This window comes from Streptomyces sp. NPDC002602, assembly GCF_042889445.1.
Taxonomy (GTDB): Bacteria; Actinomycetota; Actinomycetes; order Streptomycetales; family Streptomycetaceae; genus Streptomyces.
The window spans coordinates 123,090-140,801 of record NZ_JBIAQX010000002.1 but is presented as its reverse complement, the minus strand read 5'-3'; the positions used below and the strand labels follow the sequence as shown (position 1 = coordinate 140,801).

15 protein-coding genes are annotated in these 17,712 nt (G+C 70.5%); 9 read left to right on the top strand and 6 right to left on the bottom strand.

Annotation, left to right across the window (positions count from 1 at the left end):
• Positions 1 to 5: 5 nt before the first annotated feature.
• Positions 6 to 773, bottom strand: coding sequence for a hypothetical protein (locus ACFYW3_RS06020; protein ID WP_351750125.1), 768 nt, complete (start codon positions 771 to 773; stop codon positions 6 to 8).
• A 70-nt stretch (positions 774 to 843) separates the two neighbouring features.
• On the opposite strand from ACFYW3_RS06020, the gene ACFYW3_RS06015 reads away from it, so the two are divergent.
• The 3 genes from ACFYW3_RS06015 to ACFYW3_RS06005 all read left to right on the top strand — a co-directional run bounded on the left by ACFYW3_RS06015 (position 844) and on the right by ACFYW3_RS06005 (position 5,778).
• Entirely contained in the window at positions 844 to 1,665 is an 822-nt protein-coding gene (locus ACFYW3_RS06015) for an adenosylcobinamide-GDP ribazoletransferase (protein WP_351750124.1), read from the top strand.
• Between the two features lie 104 nt (positions 1,666 to 1,769).
• The gene (locus tag ACFYW3_RS06010; protein ID WP_351750177.1) at positions 1,770 to 2,477 is read left to right on the top strand and encodes a response regulator transcription factor; all 708 of its coding nucleotides are present in this window, start codon (positions 1,770 to 1,772) and stop codon (positions 2,475 to 2,477) included.
• A 184-nt stretch (positions 2,478 to 2,661) separates the two neighbouring features.
• A complete protein-coding gene (locus ACFYW3_RS06005; protein WP_389385670.1) occupies positions 2,662 to 5,778 on the top strand; it encodes an efflux RND transporter permease subunit in 3,117 nt (1,038 codons plus the stop codon).
• Between the two features lie 173 nt (positions 5,779 to 5,951).
• Here ACFYW3_RS06005 and nadA read toward each other — a convergent pair whose 3' ends face one another.
• Positions 5,952 to 7,139, bottom strand: coding sequence for a quinolinate synthase NadA (gene nadA, locus ACFYW3_RS06000; RefSeq protein ID WP_351750122.1), 1,188 nt, complete (start codon positions 7,137 to 7,139; stop codon positions 5,952 to 5,954).
• A gap of 307 nt (positions 7,140 to 7,446) precedes the next feature.
• Between nadA and erpA the strand changes: the two genes are divergently transcribed.
• Positions 7,447 to 7,803 carry an iron-sulfur cluster insertion protein ErpA gene (gene erpA, locus ACFYW3_RS05995; RefSeq protein WP_053676136.1) on the top strand — a complete coding sequence of 119 codons (357 nt, stop codon included), beginning with the start codon at positions 7,447 to 7,449 and terminating at the stop codon, positions 7,801 to 7,803.
• Positions 7,804 to 7,924: 121 nt separating this feature from the next.
• On the opposite strand, the gene ACFYW3_RS05990 is transcribed toward erpA, so the two are convergent.
• The gene (locus ACFYW3_RS05990; RefSeq protein ID WP_351750121.1) at positions 7,925 to 9,394 is read right to left on the bottom strand and encodes a hypothetical protein; all 1,470 of its coding nucleotides are present in this window, start codon (positions 9,392 to 9,394) and stop codon (positions 7,925 to 7,927) included.
• A 93-nt stretch (positions 9,395 to 9,487) separates the two neighbouring features.
• Positions 9,488 to 9,703 carry a hypothetical protein gene (locus ACFYW3_RS05985; protein ID WP_351383588.1) on the bottom strand — a complete coding sequence of 72 codons (216 nt, stop codon included), beginning with the start codon at positions 9,701 to 9,703 and terminating at the stop codon, positions 9,488 to 9,490.
• A gap of 133 nt (positions 9,704 to 9,836) precedes the next feature.
• On the opposite strand from ACFYW3_RS05985, the gene ACFYW3_RS05980 reads away from it, so the two are divergent.
• Entirely contained in the window at positions 9,837 to 10,814 is a 978-nt protein-coding gene (locus tag ACFYW3_RS05980) for a carbohydrate kinase family protein (RefSeq protein WP_351750120.1), read from the top strand.
• Positions 10,815 to 10,877: 63 nt separating this feature from the next.
• Here ACFYW3_RS05980 and ACFYW3_RS05975 read toward each other — a convergent pair whose 3' ends face one another.
• Positions 10,878 to 12,257 carry a cysteine desulfurase/sulfurtransferase TusA family protein gene (locus ACFYW3_RS05975; RefSeq protein WP_389385669.1) on the bottom strand — a complete coding sequence of 460 codons (1,380 nt, stop codon included), beginning with the start codon at positions 12,255 to 12,257 and terminating at the stop codon, positions 10,878 to 10,880.
• A 283-nt stretch (positions 12,258 to 12,540) separates the two neighbouring features.
• Between ACFYW3_RS05975 and ACFYW3_RS05970 the strand changes: the two genes are divergently transcribed.
• The 4 genes from ACFYW3_RS05970 (at position 12,541) to ACFYW3_RS05955 (ending at position 17,040) form a co-directional block, all read left to right on the top strand.
• Positions 12,541 to 13,551, top strand: a complete 1,011-nt coding sequence (locus ACFYW3_RS05970; RefSeq protein WP_053676070.1) for a cytochrome c oxidase subunit II — start codon at positions 12,541 to 12,543, stop codon at positions 13,549 to 13,551.
• Positions 13,548 to 15,278: a cytochrome c oxidase subunit I gene (gene ctaD / locus ACFYW3_RS05965; RefSeq protein ID WP_267798586.1), complete on the top strand. Its 1,731-nt coding sequence runs from the start codon at positions 13,548 to 13,550 to the stop codon at positions 15,276 to 15,278. The genes ACFYW3_RS05970 and ctaD overlap by 4 nt, the downstream gene beginning before the upstream one ends.
• Complete coding sequence (locus ACFYW3_RS05960; protein WP_053676068.1) at positions 15,275 to 15,673, top strand: cytochrome c oxidase subunit 4; 399 nt, start codon at positions 15,275 to 15,277, stop codon at positions 15,671 to 15,673. Before ctaD ends, ACFYW3_RS05960 begins: the two co-directional genes overlap by 4 nt.
• Positions 15,674 to 15,792: 119 nt before the next feature.
• Entirely contained in the window at positions 15,793 to 17,040 is a 1,248-nt protein-coding gene (locus ACFYW3_RS05955) for an Ig-like domain-containing protein (protein WP_351750118.1), read from the top strand.
• Between the two features lie 104 nt (positions 17,041 to 17,144).
• On the opposite strand, the gene ACFYW3_RS05950 is transcribed toward ACFYW3_RS05955, so the two are convergent.
• Positions 17,145 to 17,546: a hypothetical protein gene (locus ACFYW3_RS05950; RefSeq protein WP_053676066.1), complete on the bottom strand. Its 402-nt coding sequence runs from the start codon at positions 17,544 to 17,546 to the stop codon at positions 17,145 to 17,147.
• Positions 17,547 to 17,712: the final 166 nt, after the last annotated feature.

The window sequence follows — 17,712 nt, the reverse complement described above, 5'->3', positions numbered from 1 at the left end:
GCCCGTCAGTCCGGGCCCTTCTCCAGCGAGACCCGCTCCGGGTCCGGCGTCCCGCCGATGAAGTTCTCGAACCTGCGGCGCGGCGAGGCCCAGCGCCGGTCGTGGTGGAAGGCGCGCAGCCCGGCCTTGGCCCGCGCCTTCGGGCGGTTCGCGTAGAAGCGCTTCGCGTAGGGGGAACCGGGTCGGGCGAGGCGGATCGCGCCGATCAGCGCCACGAAGGGCACGACCGTGCCGAAGATCGCGGTGCGCGCCTTGCCCTTCCACAGCGCGACCAGCGCCAGGCAGAAGTTGCCGGCCATGTTCATCACGACCACCCCGCGGCTCTGCCGTTCCTCGGCGGTGAGGTCGTTGACCCCGAACGGCAGGAACCCGCCGAGCATCAGCGCCACCAGCGCGGCGGTCAGGACCACGATCTCCACGCTCTTGCGGCCGTCCTCGCTCCAGTAGACGTCGTCCAGGTGCAGGATCAGCGCGAACTCGTCCAGCACCAGCCCGGCGCCGATGCCGAACAGCACGGCCGAGAGCAGCGCCCCGAAGCCCTGCCGGCCGCTGCTGACGGCCCCGAAACCGCCGATGATCACCAGGATCACCCCCGGCACGACGTGATGGATGTGCACACCGCCCGGCGTGACGTTCTTGAACGGCCCCCGCCCCGCCCGGATCAGGCGGGTGATCACCCGGGTGATCAGGAAGGACAGGACGAACGACAGCAGCGCGAGCAGCAGCGGGAGCTTGCCCGGCTCCAGGATGTTGCGGTACCACCAGTGACCCATGACACCACCTTCCACCGTGGCGGGTAATGCGCAATTCAACCCCGGCGGTGGCGGGGTAGCGTTCGCGCCGATGAAAGATTCGTTCGAAGATCCGCCGCAGTCGCCGCCGCCCGAGCGCGCCCCGCTCGTCGACGGGGTCCGCTTCGCGTTCGGCACCCTCACCGTGCTGCCCGCCCGCATCACCCGATGGGACCGGCCGGCCGCCCGTACCGGGATGGCCTGCGCACCGCTCGCCGGACTCGCCGTGGGTCTGCTCGCGGCCGTCCCCGGAGTGCTCCTGCTGGTCCTCGGCGGTGGGCCGCTGCTGGCCGCCGCCGTCACCGTCGCCGTGCCGGCCGCGCTGACCCGGGGGCTGCACCTCGACGGACTCGCCGACACGGTCGACGGGCTGGGGAGCGCCAAGCCCGCCGAAGAGGCGCTGCGGATCATGAAGCAGTCCGACATCGGCCCCTTCGGGGTGATCGCCCTGTTGGTGGTCTTCCTGGTGCAGGTGGCGGCGCTGGCGAACGTGTACGCCGACAGTTGGGTACGGGGCGCCCTCGCCACCGTCCTCGCCGCCGTCACCGCGCGCCTCGCCATGACCCTGGCCGCCCGCGACGGGGTCCCGGCCGCCCGCCCCGGAGGCCTGGGCGCGGCGGTCGCGAGCGTGGTCCCCATCCGCTCGGCCGCACTCGTCACCGCCCTCACCGTGGCGGCCTGCACGGCCGCGGCCCTCCCGCTGGGGCTGCCCGCCGCGGCCCAACACGCGGCGGCCGTACTCGTCGCCCTGCCCGTCGCCGAACTGCTCCTGCGCCGCTGCGTGAGCCGCTTCGACGGGGTCACCGGTGACGTCTTCGGCGCCCTGTCCGAGGTCGCGGCCACCGTGGTCCTCGTGGTCCTGGCCCTGGGCTGACCCCCGCTGACCACCGTGTCCGCAGGGGCACGGCACGCCGCCCCGCGACCGGGCCGGACCCATGGGGCACGTACCCTCGGGGGGTGGACGACACGGTGACGGGGATGCCGGGCGGCGGGCCCATCAGGGTGCTGCTCGCCGACGATCAGGCGCTGCTGCGCAGCGCGTTCAAGGTGCTCGTCGACTCCGAGGCCGACATGGAGGTCGTCGGCGAGGCCGCCGACGGGGCCCAGGCCTACGCCCTCGCCGGCGAACGACGGGCCGACGTGGTCCTCATGGACATCCGGATGCCGGGCACCGACGGGCTCGCCGCCACCCGCATGATCAGCGCCGACCCGGAACTGCGCGACGTACGCGTCGTCATGCTGACCACCTTCGAGGTGGACGAGTACGTGGTCCAGGCCCTGCGCGCCGGCGCCTCCGGCTTCCTCGGCAAGGGCGCCGAACCGGACGAGCTGCTCAACGCGATCCGGGTCGCCGCCGCCGGTGAGGCCCTGCTGTCCCCGGCCGCCACCAAGGGGCTCATCGCCACCTTCCTCGCGCAGGGCGGCCACCCGGACGTCCCCGCCGACGGCTCCGCGCACGCCGCCCGCCTCGCCACGCTGACCGTGCGCGAGCGCGAGGTCCTCGTACTCGTCGCGGCGGGCCTGTCCAACGACGGCATCGCCGGCCGCCTGGAGGTCAGCCCGCTCACCGTCAAGACCCACGTCAACCGGGCCATGGCCAAGCTGGGCGCCCGCGACCGGGCCCAACTGGTGGTCGTCGCCTACGAATCGGGCCTGGTGCGGCCCCGGGCCGACGGCGCGCGGTAGTTCCTCGGGGCGGCGCAGTAGTACGGCGTACTGCGGGCGCGGTATGCCGCGCGTGAGTACGGGACCTGCGGGCGACGTGGCGGCATCCGCGGGTGCGAAAGGCTGAGGGGCCCTCGCACGTCCCCGACGGTGTCACCTCGGCGCCGTCACCTCGCCGCCGTCACCGAATGAGAGAACCTCCACCATGTCGTGGCTGTCCCGCTTCAGCCTGGCCCAGAGAGCGCTGATCGGCCTCGTGTCGATCATCGCGCTCGTCTTCGGCGCCATAGCCGTCCCGCAGCTCAAGCAGCAACTGCTGCCGTCCATCGAACTGCCGATGGTGTCCGTGCTCGCGCCCTACCAGGGCGCGTCGCCCGACGTGGTGGAGAAGCAGGTCATCGAGCCGATCGAAAGCACCCTCAAGGGCGTCGACGGCATCACCGGCATCACCTCCACCGCCAGTGAGGGCAACGCCCTCGTCATGGCGACCTTCGACTACGGCGACAGCGGCACCAAGCAGCTCGTCGCCGATGTCCAGCAGGCCGTCAACCGGGCCCGCGTCCGGCTGCCCGCCGACGTGGACCCGCAGGTGGTGGCCGGTTCCACCGACGACATCCCGACCGTCGTCCTCGCCGTCACCTCGGACAGGGACGAGCAGGGCCTCGCGGACCAGCTGGAGGCCTCGGTGGTCCCCGTCCTCTCGAACATCGAGGGCGTCGGCCAGGTCACCGTGGACGGGGTGCGGAAACTCCAGATCGCCGTCACCCCGGACGACGCGAAGCTCGCGGCCGCAGGCCTCGACGCGGCCGCGCTGAACAAGGCAATCCAGGCCGGCGGCGCCACGATGCCGGCCGGCTCCTTCGACGAGGAGGGCAAGAACCGCACCGTCCGCGTGGGCGCCGGCTACACCTACCTCGCCCAGTTGGAGGACCTGCGGCTGAGCCCCGGCCCCGGCAAGCCGGCCGTCCGTCTCGGCGACGTGGCCGCGGTGAACCTGGAGCCAGCCCCAGCCGTCTCCATCACCCGTACCAACGGCAAGCCCAGCCTCGCCCTCGCCCTGACCATGGACAAGGACGGCAGCGCCGTCGCGATCTCCGACGCCGTCAAGGACAAGCTGCCCGAGCTGCGTTCCACCCTCGGCTCCGGTGCCGACCTCGCCGTGGTCACCGACCAGGGCCCGGCCGTCGCCAAGTCCATCTCCAGCCTCACCACCGAGGGCCTGCTCGGCCTGGTCTTCGCGGTGCTCGTGATCCTGGTCTTCCTCGGCTCCCTGCGCTCGACCCTGGTCACCGCGGTCTCCATCCCGCTGTCCGTGGTCCTCGCGCTGATCGTGCTGTGGACCCGCGACCTGTCGCTCAACATGCTGACCCTGGGCGCCCTCACCATCGCCATCGGCCGCGTCGTCGACGACTCGATCGTGGTCCTGGAGAACATCAAGCGGCACCTCGGCTACGGCGAGGAGCGCGAGGCCGCGATCATCACCGCCGTCAAGGAGGTGGCCGGCGCGGTCACCTCGTCCACGTTGACCACCGTCGCCGTCTTCCTGCCGATCGGCCTCGTCGGCGGGATGATCGGCGAACTCTTCGGTTCCTTCTCGCTCACCGTCACCGCGGCCCTGCTGGCCTCGCTGCTCGTCTCGCTGACGGTGGTCCCGGTCCTGTCGTACTGGTTCCTGCGCGCCCCGAAGGGCACCTCGCAGGACCCCGACAAGGCCCGCCGCGACGCCGAGGAGAAGGAGGCGCGCAGCCGTCTCCAGCGCCTCTACGTACGGGTCCTGGGCTTCGCGACCCGGCGCCGGCTGACGAGCGTGGCCATCGCCGTCGTGGTCCTCGTCGCCACCTTCGCCATGTCCCCGCTGCTGAAGACCAACTTCTTCGACCAGGGCGAGCAGGACACCCTGACGGTCAAGCAGGAGCTGGCCCCCGGTACCTCGCTGGCCGCCGCGGACGCGTCGAGCCGCAAGGTCGAGCAGGTCCTGGCCTCGGTCGACGGAGTCAAGGACTACCAGGTCACCGTCGGGTCCTCCGGCTTCATGGCGGCCTTCGGCGGCGGCACGGGCTCCAACCAGGCCTCGTACCAGGTCACGCTGGAGGACTCCGGCAAGGCCGAGTCCGTCAAGAAGAGCATCGAGAGCAAGCTGGCCGCGCTCGACGGTGTCGGCGACACCCGCATCATCGCGGGCGGCGGCTTCGGGAGCTCCAACCTGAGCGTGGTCGTCAAGGCCGGCGACGCCGACGTGCTGGCCAAGGCCGCCGCGCAGGTCCAGGCCGAGGTGGCCAAGCTCAAGGACGTCACCGACGTGCAGAGCGACCTCTCGCAGTCGGTGCCCCGGATCTCGGTGGTCGCCGGGCCCACGGCCGCCGAGGCGGGCCTGGACCAGGCCGCGCTGGGCGCGATCGTCGCGCAGTCCGTCCGGGGCACCCCGGCCGGCAAGGCCGTCCTGGACGGCACCGAGTGGGACATCCTCGTGAGGTCGGCGCAGCCGGCCACCACCCTGGCCCAGCTCCGGGCGCTCCCCGTCGGCCCGGTCAAGCTCGGTGACATCGCCGAGGTCAAGGTGGTCCCCGGCCCGGTCGCGATGACCCGGATCGACGGCGCCCGCGCCGCCACCATCACGGCCAAGCCGGTCGGCGACAACACAGGCGCCGTCAGCACGGAACTCCAGAGCAGGATCAAGGCGCTGGACCTGCCCGCGGGCGCCACGGCCTCGATCGGCGGCGTCTCCGAGGATCAGGACGACGCCTTCGCCTCCCTGGCCCTGGCCATGCTCGCCGCCATCGCGATCGTCTTCATGCTGCTGGTCGCGACCTTCCGCTCGCTGGTCCAGCCGCTGATCCTGCTGGTGTCCGTGCCGTTCGCGGCGACCGGCGCGCTCGGCCTGCTCATCGTTACCGGCACCCCCATGGGCGTCCCGGCGATGATCGGCATGCTGATGCTCATCGGCATCGTGGTGACCAACGCGATCGTCCTGATCGACCTGGTCAACCAGTACCGCGCCCAGGGCCTCGGCGTCGTCGAGGCCGTCGTCGAGGGCGGCCGGCACCGGCTCCGCCCGATCCTGATGACCGCCCTCGCGACGATCTTCGCGCTGCTCCCGATGGCGCTCGGCGTCACCGGCGAGGGCGGCTTCATCTCGCAGCCGCTCGCGGTCGTGGTGATCGGCGGCCTGGTCAGCTCGACGTTGCTGACCCTGCTGCTCGTGCCGACCCTCTACACCATGGTCGAACTGTTCAAGGAGCGCCGCCGGGCGAAGAAGCGGGCCCGCCTGACGGCGGTCCCGAGCCCCGCCCCGACCGAGGACGACGCCCCGGCCAAGGTCTGACGCACACGACCCGAGGGCCCCGGTCCCCGTACCAGTACGGGGGACCGGGGCCCTTCCCACGGGCGTACGGGGACCGCGGCGGCCCCGGGGACGGCGAAGGGGCGCCCGGCGGCAGGCCGGGCGCCCCTTCCACGTCTTCCACGTCCACGAACGCCCCGCGTTCGAGCGGATCGCTATGGAAGCGCGAGCATGCGCTCCAGGGCGAGCTTCGCGAAGCTCTCGGTCTCCTTGTCGACCTCGATCCGGTTGACCAGGTTGCCCTCGGCGAGGGATTCCAGGGTCCAGACCAGGTGCGGCAGGTCGATGCGGTTCATCGTCGAGCAGAAGCAGACCGTCTTGTCGAGGAAGACGACCTCCTTGTCCTCGGCGGCGAAACGGTTCGCCAGACGGCGGACCAGATTCAGTTCGGTGCCGATGGCCCACTTGGAACCGGCCGGGGCCGCCTCCAGCGCCTTGATGATGTACTCGGTGGAACCGACGTAGTCCGCGGCCGCCACCACCTCGTGCCTGCACTCGGGGTGGACCAGGACGTTCACACCGGGGATGCGGGCCCGGACGTCCTCGACCGACTCGACCGAGAACCGGCCGTGCACCGAGCAGTGCCCGCGCCACAGGATCATCTTGGCGTCGCGCAGTTGCTCGACGGTCAGGCCGCCGTTCGGCTTGTGCGGGTTGTAGAGCACGCAGTCGTCCGGCGACATCCCCATGTCGCGGACCGCGGTGTTGCGCCCGAGGTGCTGGTCGGGCAGGAAGAGCACCTTCTCGCCCTGCTCGAAGGCCCAGTCCAGGGCCTTCTTGGCGTTGGACGACGTGCAGATCGTGCCGCCGTGCTTGCCGGTGAAGGCCTTGATGTCGGCCGAGGAGTTCATGTAGGAGACGGGCACGGTGTCGCCCGCGATCCCGGCCTCGGTCAGCACGTCCCAGCACTCCGCGACCTGCTCGGCGGTGGCCATGTCGGCCATCGAGCAGCCGGCCGCGAGGTCGGGAAGGACGACCTTCTGGTCGTCGGAGGTGAGGATGTCAGCGGACTCGGCCATGAAGTGGACGCCGCAGAAGACGATGTACTCGGCCTCCGGCTTGGCGGCCGCGTCCCTCGCCAGCTTGAACGAGTCGCCGGTGACGTCCGCGAACTCGATGACCTCGTCGCGCTGGTAGTGGTGGCCGAGGATGAAGACCTTGTCCCCGAGCTTCTCCTTGGCCGCGCGGGCACGCGCCACCAGGTTCGGGTCCGACGGCGAGGGCAGGTCGCCGGGGCACTCCACCCCGCGCTCGCTCTTGGGGTCGGCTTCGCGGCCGAGCAGCAGCAGGGCAAGGGGCGTCGGCTGGACGTCCAAAGGCTGGGCGGTGGTCACGACACGCACCCTTTCTGTTCTGCGACTAGGTACTTCCGAGGAAGCGCTTCGACTTCTCGTCTATTTGACGTTATCTATCATAACCGCTTCACGTCAGTTTGACGATGCCCGATAGCGTCGATGTGACGCATTCGCCCGCTCCGGAACTCTCTCGTCCGTCGGGTTCGTCCCCCCGTGCCGGTGTGCGAGCATGAATATCGAGACAAGGTGCGGGACCCGGAATGAATCCGCCATCGCACTGGTTGCCACCGACGGCAAGAGTCCGACGTTTCCCCAGCCTCCGGCGGGGAGCCGCCCACTTCGGGAGTGAATGCAGATGTCCGTACAGGACGACAAGACCACTGTGAGCGACGGCATCCTCCTGTCCGACGCCGCCGCCGTGAAGGTCAAGACCCTGCTGGAGCAGGAAGGCCGTGAGGACCTGGCGCTGCGCGTGGCCGTCCAGCCCGGTGGCTGCTCGGGCCTGCGCTACCAGCTCTTCTTCGACGAGCGCTCCCTCGACGGCGACGTCGTCAAGGACTTCGACGGCGTCAAGGTCGTCACGGACCGGATGAGCTCGCCCTACCTCCACGGTGCCTCCATCGACTTCGTCGACACCATCGAGAAGCAGGGCTTCACCATCGACAACCCGAACGCCACCGGCTCCTGCGCCTGCGGCGACTCGTTCAGCTAAGCCTGTACGAGGAGGGCCCGCGCACCGGTCGAGTACGACTGGTGCGCGGGCCCTCTCGCATGTCGGGGCTCGCGTGTCGGGCACCCCGTGCGGGACCCCGACAGGGCGGGATCCCCTCGGCTCACCCGCGGGGGAGCGGCTTGCCCGTGGTCGCGTCGACCACCTTCCGGTCGCCGAGCGGCTCCTTGAGGGTCACCGTCCGGGACATCTCCTCCGCGATCATGATGCAGTTCTGGCCGGGCTTGTTCGGGGTGTCGGTGATCTTCACCAGTACCGACCCGCCCTCCTCGCGCGCCTCCACGGCGTACGCGCTGCACACCCCGCCCCAGAAGTTCACGGTCAGCTTCCGGTCGGCCTCGGCGTACGAGAACCCGGGCACGGTGCGCCCCCCTGTCGGCGGGACCGGCGCCGGAGCGGCGCTCTCCTCGGCCGAGGCCGGCTGGACCACCGTGTGGCCCGCCGCGCCGTCCTTGCCGGCCACCTCGAAGTGCCAGGCAGGGACCAGGCCCCGCGTCCCGTCGACCGTCCCGGGCGCCAACCCGAGCACGGCGCCCCGTACGGTCTCCGTCCGCGGCGGCTTCATCGGGCGCGGCTCCGGGTTGCAGGGCGGCGTGTCGGTCGCCCCGACCGGGGTGTCCGGAGTCAGCGGCACCGAGGTCGCGCAACCGCTCGGGCCGCTGCCCGTGCCGGTCGACCCCGACTTCCCGGCGTTCAGCCGGGCCAGCGCCTCGACGGCCCCGACCACCGACTGCTCGGCGGCCCGGACCGGGGCCTTCAGTTCGCCGCTCGCCGTCACCACCCGGGAGTCCGGACCCACGCTCACCTTGCTGGACCAGCCCTGCGTCGGCAGGTCCCCGATCACCGGGTCCGCGGTCACCACCCGGGCCGAGCCCTGCGCGAGCCGGGCGTCCAGCTTCGCGCCGGCCTGGCCCGCGGCGGCCAGCACCGGGGCCGCGGCGGCCTTCGCGGCCTCCTCGGAGACCGGCGTGGCGCCGGCGGAGCCCTGCGGCTCCTGCGGGCCCTGCGGGTCCTTCGGGAGGGTGGCCGGGCCGCAGGTGTCCTGGCCGCGCTTGCAGGAGTCACCGCCCCCGCCACCGTTGTCGCCGCCCGGCTGGAAGCGGTTGAACGTCCAGGTGCCGGGAGCCTTGAGGGCGACCGTCAGTCGGGGCCCGGAGCCGTCCGCGCCCTCGCCGGCCAGCCACTGTTCGCCCGACAGCCGGGGCGCGCCGGTGACGCCCAACGCGCTCGCCAGCCGCGCCACTTCCTCGGACGTCACCTCGCCCGACGCGGCGAACGTCGGCGCCTTCGCCGGAGCCCCGGGCAGCTTCACGTCCGCGCGGTACGTCACCCCGCCGCCGGACGGGTCCGGCTCGCCGGGGGCGATCCCCGGCCCCGACGGGGTCCCGGCCTCGCGGGCCGCGGCGGCCGTGCGCTCGTTGGTCCGCCCGGCGCCGGATCCGTCGCCGTGGGCGGTCGACGCCCAGTAGGCCGTACCGCCACCCGCGAGCAGGACGGCGGCCGCGATCGAGCCGATGGCCCAGGCCGGCCGCCGTCGTGTGGCGCGTGCTGTGTCGGGTTCTTCGCTGGTCACCGAATCGCTCCCTCACTCGTCCCGTCGTACGTGACGCGGGTGTGACGGGACAGGGGCGAAACCGGTTCCCCCCGGGGATCCGAAAGAGACGGCCTAGTCGCCGTACGCGGCGGTGGACGCGATCAGGCGGGCCGAGGAGGGCGGGACGCTGATGCCGTGGATCTGGGACGGTGCCACCCGGTCCGGGCGCGGGCCCACCGGGACCGCCCAGTGCGGGGCCATCCGGGCGCAGTCACCCAGCAGTCGTGCGAAACCGGGACGGATCTCGGCGTTGTGGTCGGCGTACCCGAAGCCATCGCTGTAGGTCATGAGGGCACCGTAGGCCCGGCCCGGCGGGCGAAGAAAGGCCTACTACGGGGTAGTTTCGTACGGTCGGCCTGGCGCCGGGGACCGGGTAGTTTTGAATGTCCCCCTTGCCGCCCTCCGCAGGAGCATCCACGCCGTGCGCATCGCAGTCACCGGCTCCATCGCCACCGACCACCTCATGACCTTCCCCGGCCGTTTCGCCGATCAGCTGGTCGCGGACCAGTTGCACACGGTCTCCCTCTCCTTCCTCGTGGACAACCTCGACGTACGGCGGGGCGGTGTCGGCCCGAACATCTGCTTCGGAATGGGTCAGCTCGGCAGCCGTCCCGTCCTGGTCGGCGCGGCCGGCTCGGACTTCGACGAGTACCGCGCGTGGCTGGACCGCAACGGGGTCGACACCGAGTCCGTGCGGATCTCCGAGGTGCTGCACACCGCGCGCTTCGTCTGCACGACGGACGCCGACCACAACCAGATCGGCTCCTTCTACACGGGCGCGATGAGCGAGGCCCGGCTGATCGAGCTGAAGGCCGTCGCCGACCGGGTGGGCGGGCTGGACCTCGTCCTCATCGGCGCCGACGACCCCGAGGCGATGCTGCGCCACACCGAGGAGTGCCGCACGCGAGGGATCCCCTTCGCCGCAGACTTCTCGCAGCAGATCGCCCGGATGGACGGCGACAACATCCGCACCCTGATGGAGGGCGCGACGTACCTCTTCTCGAACGAGTACGAGAAGGGCCTCATCGAGTCGAAGTCCGGCTGGACCGACGAGGAGATCCTGGCCAAGGTCGGCACCCGGGTGACGACGCTGGGCTCCCAGGGCGTGCGGATCGACCGGGTCGGCGAGGAGCCGATCGTCGTCGGCTGCCCCGAGGAGACCGCGAAGGTGGACCCGACGGGCGTCGGCGACGCCTTCCGCGCCGGCTTCCTGACGGGCCTGGGCTGGGGCGTGGGCCTGGAGCGGGCGGCGCAGGTGGGCTGCATGCTCGCCACGCTGGTCATCGAGACGCTGGGCACGCAGGAGTACACGCTGGCGCGGGCGCACTTCATGGAGCGCTTCACCAAGGCGTACGGGGACGAGGCCGCGGCCGAGGTCCGGTCCCACCTCTCGGCGTAGGGGCGACGGCGCGGCGGGGGCCCTCCCGCCGCGCTCCCCGCCGTACGCCCCCGGCCGCGCGGGTCAGCGCAGCCGGCGGACCGCGTACGCCACGCCCACCTCGGCCGCCGTCTCGCCCAGGTAGGCGTGGCCGCGCATCGCGCACCACGCCGGGATGTCCAGGCGGGCGACCTCGTCGTCCGACACGACCGTCACCGTGCCGCCCACCGGGACGGTCACGATCGCCCGGGCCAGTTCGATCACCGGCTGGGGGCAGCGCAGCCCCAGGGCGTCGAGGCGCACCGCGTCCGCGACCGGCGCGCACGGCTCCGGCTCGCTCACCCCGAGCTTCTCCCGGACGTCGGCCACCGCGCGCGGCAGGACCTCCAGGAAGCCGTTCACGTCGTCGGCGGTGGTCCCGGCCGGCAGGGACACCCGTACGTTCCCCTCCGACAGCACCCCCATGGCCCGCAGCACGTGCGAAGGCGTCAGGGTCGAACTGGTGCAGGAGGAGCCGGAGGACACCGAGTAGCCCGCCCGGTCCAACTCGTGCAGCAGGGTCTCCCCGTCGACGTACAGGCAGGAGAACGTGACCAGGTGCGGCAGCCGCCGGTCCGGGTCGCCGACCACCTCCACGTCCGGCACCAGCCGGGCCACCCGCCGCCGGATCCGATCCACCAGCACCCGCAGTCGGGCCGCCTCCACATCGGCCTCGGCGCGCACCGCCCGCAGCGAGGCGGCCGCCGCCACGATCGCGGGCAGATTGGCGAAACCGGGGGAGCGGCCCGACTCCCTTTCGTCCGAGGGCCCTTGGGGGGAGAAGCGGACCCCCTTGCGGACGGCCAACAGCCCGACCCCGGGCGGACCACCCCACTTGTGGGCGCTCGCGGTGAGCAGCGACCACCCGCCCTCCACCCGGCCCCACGCCAGCGACTGGGCCGCGTCCACCAGCAACGGCACCCCGGCCGCGCCGCACGCCTCGGCCACCTCCGCCACCGGCTGGACGGTGCCCACCTCGTGATTGGCCGACTGGAGACAGGCCAGCGCCGTGGTCGGGCCGAGCACACGGGCGTACTCCGCCGGGTTGACCGCGCCGAAGCGGTCGACCGGCACCTCGGTGACCGTGCCGCCGGCGGACGCGTGCACCTCGGCGGCGTGCAGTACCGAACTGTGTTCGACCGCCGACACCACCAGCCGCCCGCCGACCCGCCGGCGTCCGGCCAGGGCTCCGGCGAGGCCCGTGTGAACCGCGTGCGTCCCCGAAGGAGTGAACACCAGCTCGTCGGGGCGACAGCCCACCGCCTCGGCCGAGGCCTCGCGCGCCGCGTCCAACAGCAACCGGGCGCGGCGGCCCTCCCGGTACAGCCGGGCCGGGTCGGCCCAGCCCTCGTCCAGGGCGGCCTGCAGCGCCTGACGGGCCACGGGGTGCAGCGGGGCGGCTGAGGCGGTGTCGAAGTACGGCATCCGGCCACGCTAACCGGAGGCCGGGGACGCCCGAGGTCAGGGGCCGTCAGTTGTCCGCCGGAGTGCGCCATTCAGGGCCGGATGGCCCGTCCCCCGGACGGCGGATCCATCCCTTCGGGGTCAGTAGCGGCGCGTTGGGCACCCTCCCCGCGCGACCTCAAATAGCGTCCAGTAGGGTTTGGTCCGCATAAACATCCAAACCCCTGCCTGCGTCAGGGCCGGCGACCGACCCGAATACGGCCGCGGCCAGCCACGCGGGCCGAGACTCTCGGGAAGGCGCTACGTGAGTCCCTACGGCTCCGACCGCTCGCCGCGGCGCCCGATGCGGCGGAAGCTGCTCCAGGCGCTGACTGCGGGCGTGGTCCTGGCGACCGCCACTGGTTGCTCGTATACATGGAAAGACTTCCCTCGCCTCGGAATGCCGACTCCGGTAACTGAGGAGGCGCCGCGCATTCTCTCCCTCTGGCAGGGATCCTGGGCTGCCGCGCTGATCACGGGCATCCTGGTGTGGGGCCTGATCCTGTGGAGCGTCATCTTCCACCGGCGCAGCCGCACGAAGATCGAGGTTCCGGCGCAGACCCGGTACAACATGCCCATCGAGGCGCTGTACACCGTGGTCCCGCTCATCATCGTCTCGGTGCTCTTCTACTTCACCGCGCGTGACGAGTCGAAGTTGCTCGCCCTCTCCAAGCCCGCCCACACCATCAACGTGGTCGGCTACCAGTGGAGCTGGGGCTTCAACTACATCGAGGACGTCGACGGCGACCCCGCGACCCCGAAGCTGCCGGCCCCGTCGGTCGGCGAGGAGAAGAAGGAGGGGGCCGTCCCGGTCCCCAAGGAGCTCGCCTCCATCCCGGACCGCTTCGCCAAGGACTTCCCCAAGGGCGCCGAAGGCGTCTACACCCAGGGCGTCCCCGGCGACCGGAACCCGCAGACGGGCAACCCGGGCCCGACCCTCTGGCTCCCCAAGGGCGAGAAGGTCCGCTTCATCCTCTCGTCCAATGACGTCATCCACTCGTTCTGGGTGGTTCCCTTCCTGTTCAAGCAGGACGTCATCCCCGGCCACACCAACGTCTTCGAGGTGACCCCCTCCCAGGAGGGCACCTTCATGGGCAAGTGCGCCGAGCTCTGCGGTGTCGACCACTCCCGGATGCTCTTCAACGTGAAGGTCGTCTCGCCGGAGAAGTACCAGGCGCACCTGAAGGAACTGGCCGAGAAGGGGCAGACCGGCTTCCTGCCGGCCGGCATCAAGCAGACCGACCCGGCCCGGAACTCGGAGACGAACAAACTGTGAGCATCCTCAACGAATCTCAGGGTGCCGCCGCCGACTCGTATGAGAACGAGCTGCCGGTACGGCGCAAGCAGCCGGGCAATGTCGTCGTGAAGTGGTTGACCACCACCGACCACAAGACCATCGGCACGATGTACCTGATCACGTCGTTCGTGTTCTTCATCATCGGCGGGATCATGGCGCTCTTCATGCGCGCCGAGCTGGCCCGTCCGGGCACGCAGATCATGTCGAACGAGCAGTTCAACCAGGCGTTCACCATGCATGGCACGATCATGCTGCTGATGTTCGCCACCCCGCTCTTCGCGGGCTTCGCGAACTGGATCATGCCGCTGCAGATCGGCGCGCCCGACGTGGCGTTCCCGCGGCTGAACATGTTCGCGTACTGGCTGTACCTCTTCGGCTCGACCATCGCGGTCGCCGGCTTCGTGACGCCGAACGGCGCGGCCGACTTCGGCTGGTTCGCCTACTCGCCCCTGTCGGACGCGGTGCGTTCGCCGGGCATCGGCGCCGACATGTGGATCATGGGTCTGGCCTTCTCCGGCTTCGGCACGATCCTCGGCTCGGTCAACTTCATCACCACGATCATCTGCATGCGCGCGCCCGGCATGACGATGTTCCGCATGCCGATCTTCACCTGGAACGTGCTGCTGACCGGTGTCCTGGTCCTGCTCGCCTTCCCGGTCCTCGCCGCCGCGCTCTTCGCGCTGGAGGCCGACCGGAAGTTCGGTGCGCACGTCTTCGACGCGGCCAACGGCGGCGCCTTGCTGTGGCAACACCTCTTCTGGTTCTTCGGACACCCAGAGGTGTACATCATCGCCTTGCCCTTCTTCGGCATCATCTCCGAGGTCATCCCGGTCTTCTCGCGCAAGCCGATGTTCGGTTACATCGGTCTGATCGCCGCGACGATCGCGATCGCCGGTCTCTCGGTGACGGTGTGGGCCCACCACATGTACGTCACCGGCGGTGTGCTGCTGCCGTTCTTCTCCTTCATGACCTTCCTGATCGCGGTACCGACCGGTGTGAAGTTCTTCAACTGGATCGGCACCATGTGGAAGGGCTCGTTGTCCTTCGAGACCCCGATGCTCTGGGCCGTCGGCTTCCTGATCACCTTCACCTTCGGTGGTCTGACCGGCGTCATCCTGGCCTCGCCCCCGATGGACTTCCACGTCTCCGACTCGTACTTCGTCGTCGCGCACTTCCACTACGTGATCTTCGGCACCGTGGTGTTCGCGATGTTCTCCGGCTTCCACTTCTGGTGGCCGAAGTTCACGGGCAAGATGCTGGACGAGCGCCTCGGCAAGATCACCTTCTGGACGCTGTTCGTGGGCTTCCACGGCACCTTCCTGGTGCAGCACTGGCTGGGCGCCGAGGGCATGGCGCGTCGTTACGCCGACTACCTCGAGGCCGACGGCTTCACCGCGCTGAACACGATCTCCACGATCAGCTCGTTCCTGCTCGGCCTGTCGATGCTGCCCTTCATGTACAACGTCTGGAAGACGGCGAAGTACGGGAAGAAGATCGAGGTCGACGACCCGTGGGGCTACGGCCGTTCGCTCGAATGGGCGACTTCCTGCCCGCCGCCGCGGCACAACTTCCTCACCCTCCCGCGGATTCGTTCCGAGTCCCCGGCGTTCGACCTGCACCACCCGGAGATCGCGGCCCTCGACCACCTCGAGGACCACGGCGCCGGCACCAAGGCCGTCACCGGTGGCAAGGAGGCCGGCAAGTGAAGATCCAGGGCAAGATGTTCCTCTGGCTCTCCTTCTTCATCCTGATCATGGCCGTCGTGTACGGCGTGTGGTCGAAGGAGCCCGTCGGCACCACCGCGCTCTTCCTGGCCTTCGGCCTGAGCGTCATGATCGGCTACTACCTGGCCTTCACGGCCAAGCGCGTCGACGAGATGGCCCAGGACAACCTGGAGGCCGACGTCGCCGACGAGGCGGGCGAGCTGGGGTTCTTCTCCCCGCACAGCTGGCAGCCGCTCTCGCTGGCGATCGGTGGCGCGCTCGCGTTCATGGGCGTCATCTTCGGCTGGTGGCTCATGTACTTCTCGGCCCCGATCATCGTGATCGGCCTGTGGGGCTGGGTGTACGAGTACTACCGCGGTGAGAACCAGAACCAGTAGCGAAAGCGGCACCCACGCACGACACCAGGGGCCCGGACACCTCGAACAGAGGAGTCCGGGCCCCTCGTTTGCAGTCACCCCGCGCGCCGTAATTGTCATATCTTCATAGCGTTAGCCCCATGAACCACTCACCGCGTCTTTGGACGGTAATCGGCTGCTCCCTGCTGGTCGCGTCCCTCGGGGCCGGCGCCACCGCCTGTGGGTCCGAAGAGGAGAACCCGCTGTCCGCCCGCCCGTTTGACGCGGGCGAGCAGGTCGCCTTCAACCAGAAAGCCGGCGGACGACCGGTGGACCACAACCGGCCACTGGAGATCACCGCGAAGAGCGGCGGCGGCCGGATCACCGACGTCACCGTCGTGGACACCCACGGCCGTCGCCTGGCCGGCGAACTCACCGCCACCGGCGAGCGCTGGCACAGCACGGTCCCGCTGGCCGCCGGCGTGCGCTACACCGTCACCGTCAACACGGAGGACGAGCGGGGCGCTCCGGGGCAGCGAAGGATGACGTTCGACACCACACCCTCCAAAGGGGTCCTCCAGGTCGAGTTCGGGCCCGAGGAGGGCAAGTACGGCGTCGGACAGCCCATCACGGCCGAACTCAACGAACCCGTCAAGGACAAGGACGCCCGCGCGCTGGTCGAGCGCGGCCTGGTCGTCGACACGCCGGAGGGGGTCGAGGGGGCCTGGCACTGGGTCGACGACAAGAACCTGCACTTCCGGCCCAAGGAGTACTGGCCGGCCAACACCACCGTGTCCGTACGGAGCAACCTGGAGGGCGTCAGGATCACCGACGACCTCTACGGCGCCGCGGCCAAGCCGCTGAAGCTGGAGATCGGCGACCGCGTCGAGGTCACCACCGACGCCTCCTCGCACTACCTGACCTTCCGGCGCAACGGAGAAGTGATCAATACCATTCCGGTGACCACCGGAAAGCCGGGCTTCTCCACCCGAAACGGGATCAAAGTGGTCCTCGGCAAGCAGTACTTCGTCCAGATGCGCGGCGACACCGTCGGGATCGGCGGCAGCGAGTACTACAACCTGCCCGTCTACTACGCGACGCGCGTCACCTGGAGTGGTGAATACGTGCACGCGGCCCCGTGGTCCGTCGGCTCCCAGGGCTACGAGAACGTCAGCCACGGCTGCACCGGCATGAGCACGGGCAACGCCGCCTGGTTCTACGAGAACATCACCGAGGGCGACATCGTCAAGGTGATCAACAGCATCGGCGACGACATGGACACCTTCGGGAACGGCTTCGGCGACTGGAACATGGAGTGGAAGGAGTGGCGCGAGGGCAGCGCCCTCCTCAAGGGCACGCAGGACGGTCGCAGCCCCGTCGACCAGGCCCGACTCCGCCCGCAGGTCTGAACCGGCGCGCGCGGGCGCGCGGAACCCCCCGAAAGAGGCCCTCGATCGGCCCACGGGAGCCCGTACGGGCTCCCGTGGGCCGGTTCGCGTTCGCCCCGCGCCGTTTACGCGTCCAGGGCCAGCCGGGGCCGCAGCAGGCCCGCCAGGACCTCCGGGAAGTCCACCGGGTCCACCGGAAGGGTCACCGCCGCGTCCGCGCGGCTCCAGGTGGCCAGCCAGGCGTCCTGGGGGCGCCCCATGAGCAGCAGGACCGGCGGGCAGCGGAAGATCTCGTCCTTGATCTGCCGGCACACGCCCATGCCCCCGGCGGGGACGGCCTCCCCGTCCAGCACGCACACGTCGATGCCGCCCGCGTCCAGCGCGGACAGGACCGCCGGAAGGGTCGCGCACTCCAGGAACTCCACCGGCGGCAGGTCCGCGGCCGGCCTGCGTCCGGCGGCCAGCCGCACCTGCTCCCGGGTGCCCGCGTCGTCGCTGTAGACCAGAACTCGCGCAGTCGCCCGCATTTCGTTCCTCCACGTGTCCCGTGAATCACGTTGATGTTGCGCGGGATGCTACTCCGTCCGACCCGGTGTCAACATCGGTTCGCACAGCCTCGCGAGTACCCGCCCACCACCCGATCTGATGGGCCGTTCGGGCCTTGCACACGCCCCTGACACTCCGAACGGCACC

What these genes read in the sequence shown, in the direction of transcription:
- ACFYW3_RS05955 (WP_351750118.1), top strand. Translation starts at nt 15,793, where the DNA reads ATGAACCACTCACCGCGTCTTTGGACGGTAATCGGCTGCTCCCTGCTG.
- ACFYW3_RS05975 (WP_389385669.1), bottom strand. Translation starts at nt 12,257, where the DNA reads ATGCCGTACTTCGACACCGCCTCAGCCGCCCCGCTGCACCCCGTGGCC.
- erpA (WP_053676136.1), top strand. Translation starts at nt 7,447, where the DNA reads ATGTCCGTACAGGACGACAAGACCACTGTGAGCGACGGCATCCTCCTG.
- ACFYW3_RS06005 (WP_389385670.1), top strand. Translation starts at nt 2,662, where the DNA reads ATGTCGTGGCTGTCCCGCTTCAGCCTGGCCCAGAGAGCGCTGATCGGC.
- ACFYW3_RS06015 (WP_351750124.1), top strand. Translation starts at nt 844, where the DNA reads ATGAAAGATTCGTTCGAAGATCCGCCGCAGTCGCCGCCGCCCGAGCGC.
- ACFYW3_RS06020 (WP_351750125.1), bottom strand. Translation starts at nt 773, where the DNA reads ATGGGTCACTGGTGGTACCGCAACATCCTGGAGCCGGGCAAGCTCCCG.
- ACFYW3_RS06010 (WP_351750177.1), top strand. Translation starts at nt 1,770, where the DNA reads ATGCCGGGCGGCGGGCCCATCAGGGTGCTGCTCGCCGACGATCAGGCG.
- ACFYW3_RS05950 (WP_053676066.1), bottom strand. Translation starts at nt 17,546, where the DNA reads ATGCGGGCGACTGCGCGAGTTCTGGTCTACAGCGACGACGCGGGCACC.
- ACFYW3_RS05985 (WP_351383588.1), bottom strand. Translation starts at nt 9,703, where the DNA reads ATGACCTACAGCGATGGCTTCGGGTACGCCGACCACAACGCCGAGATC.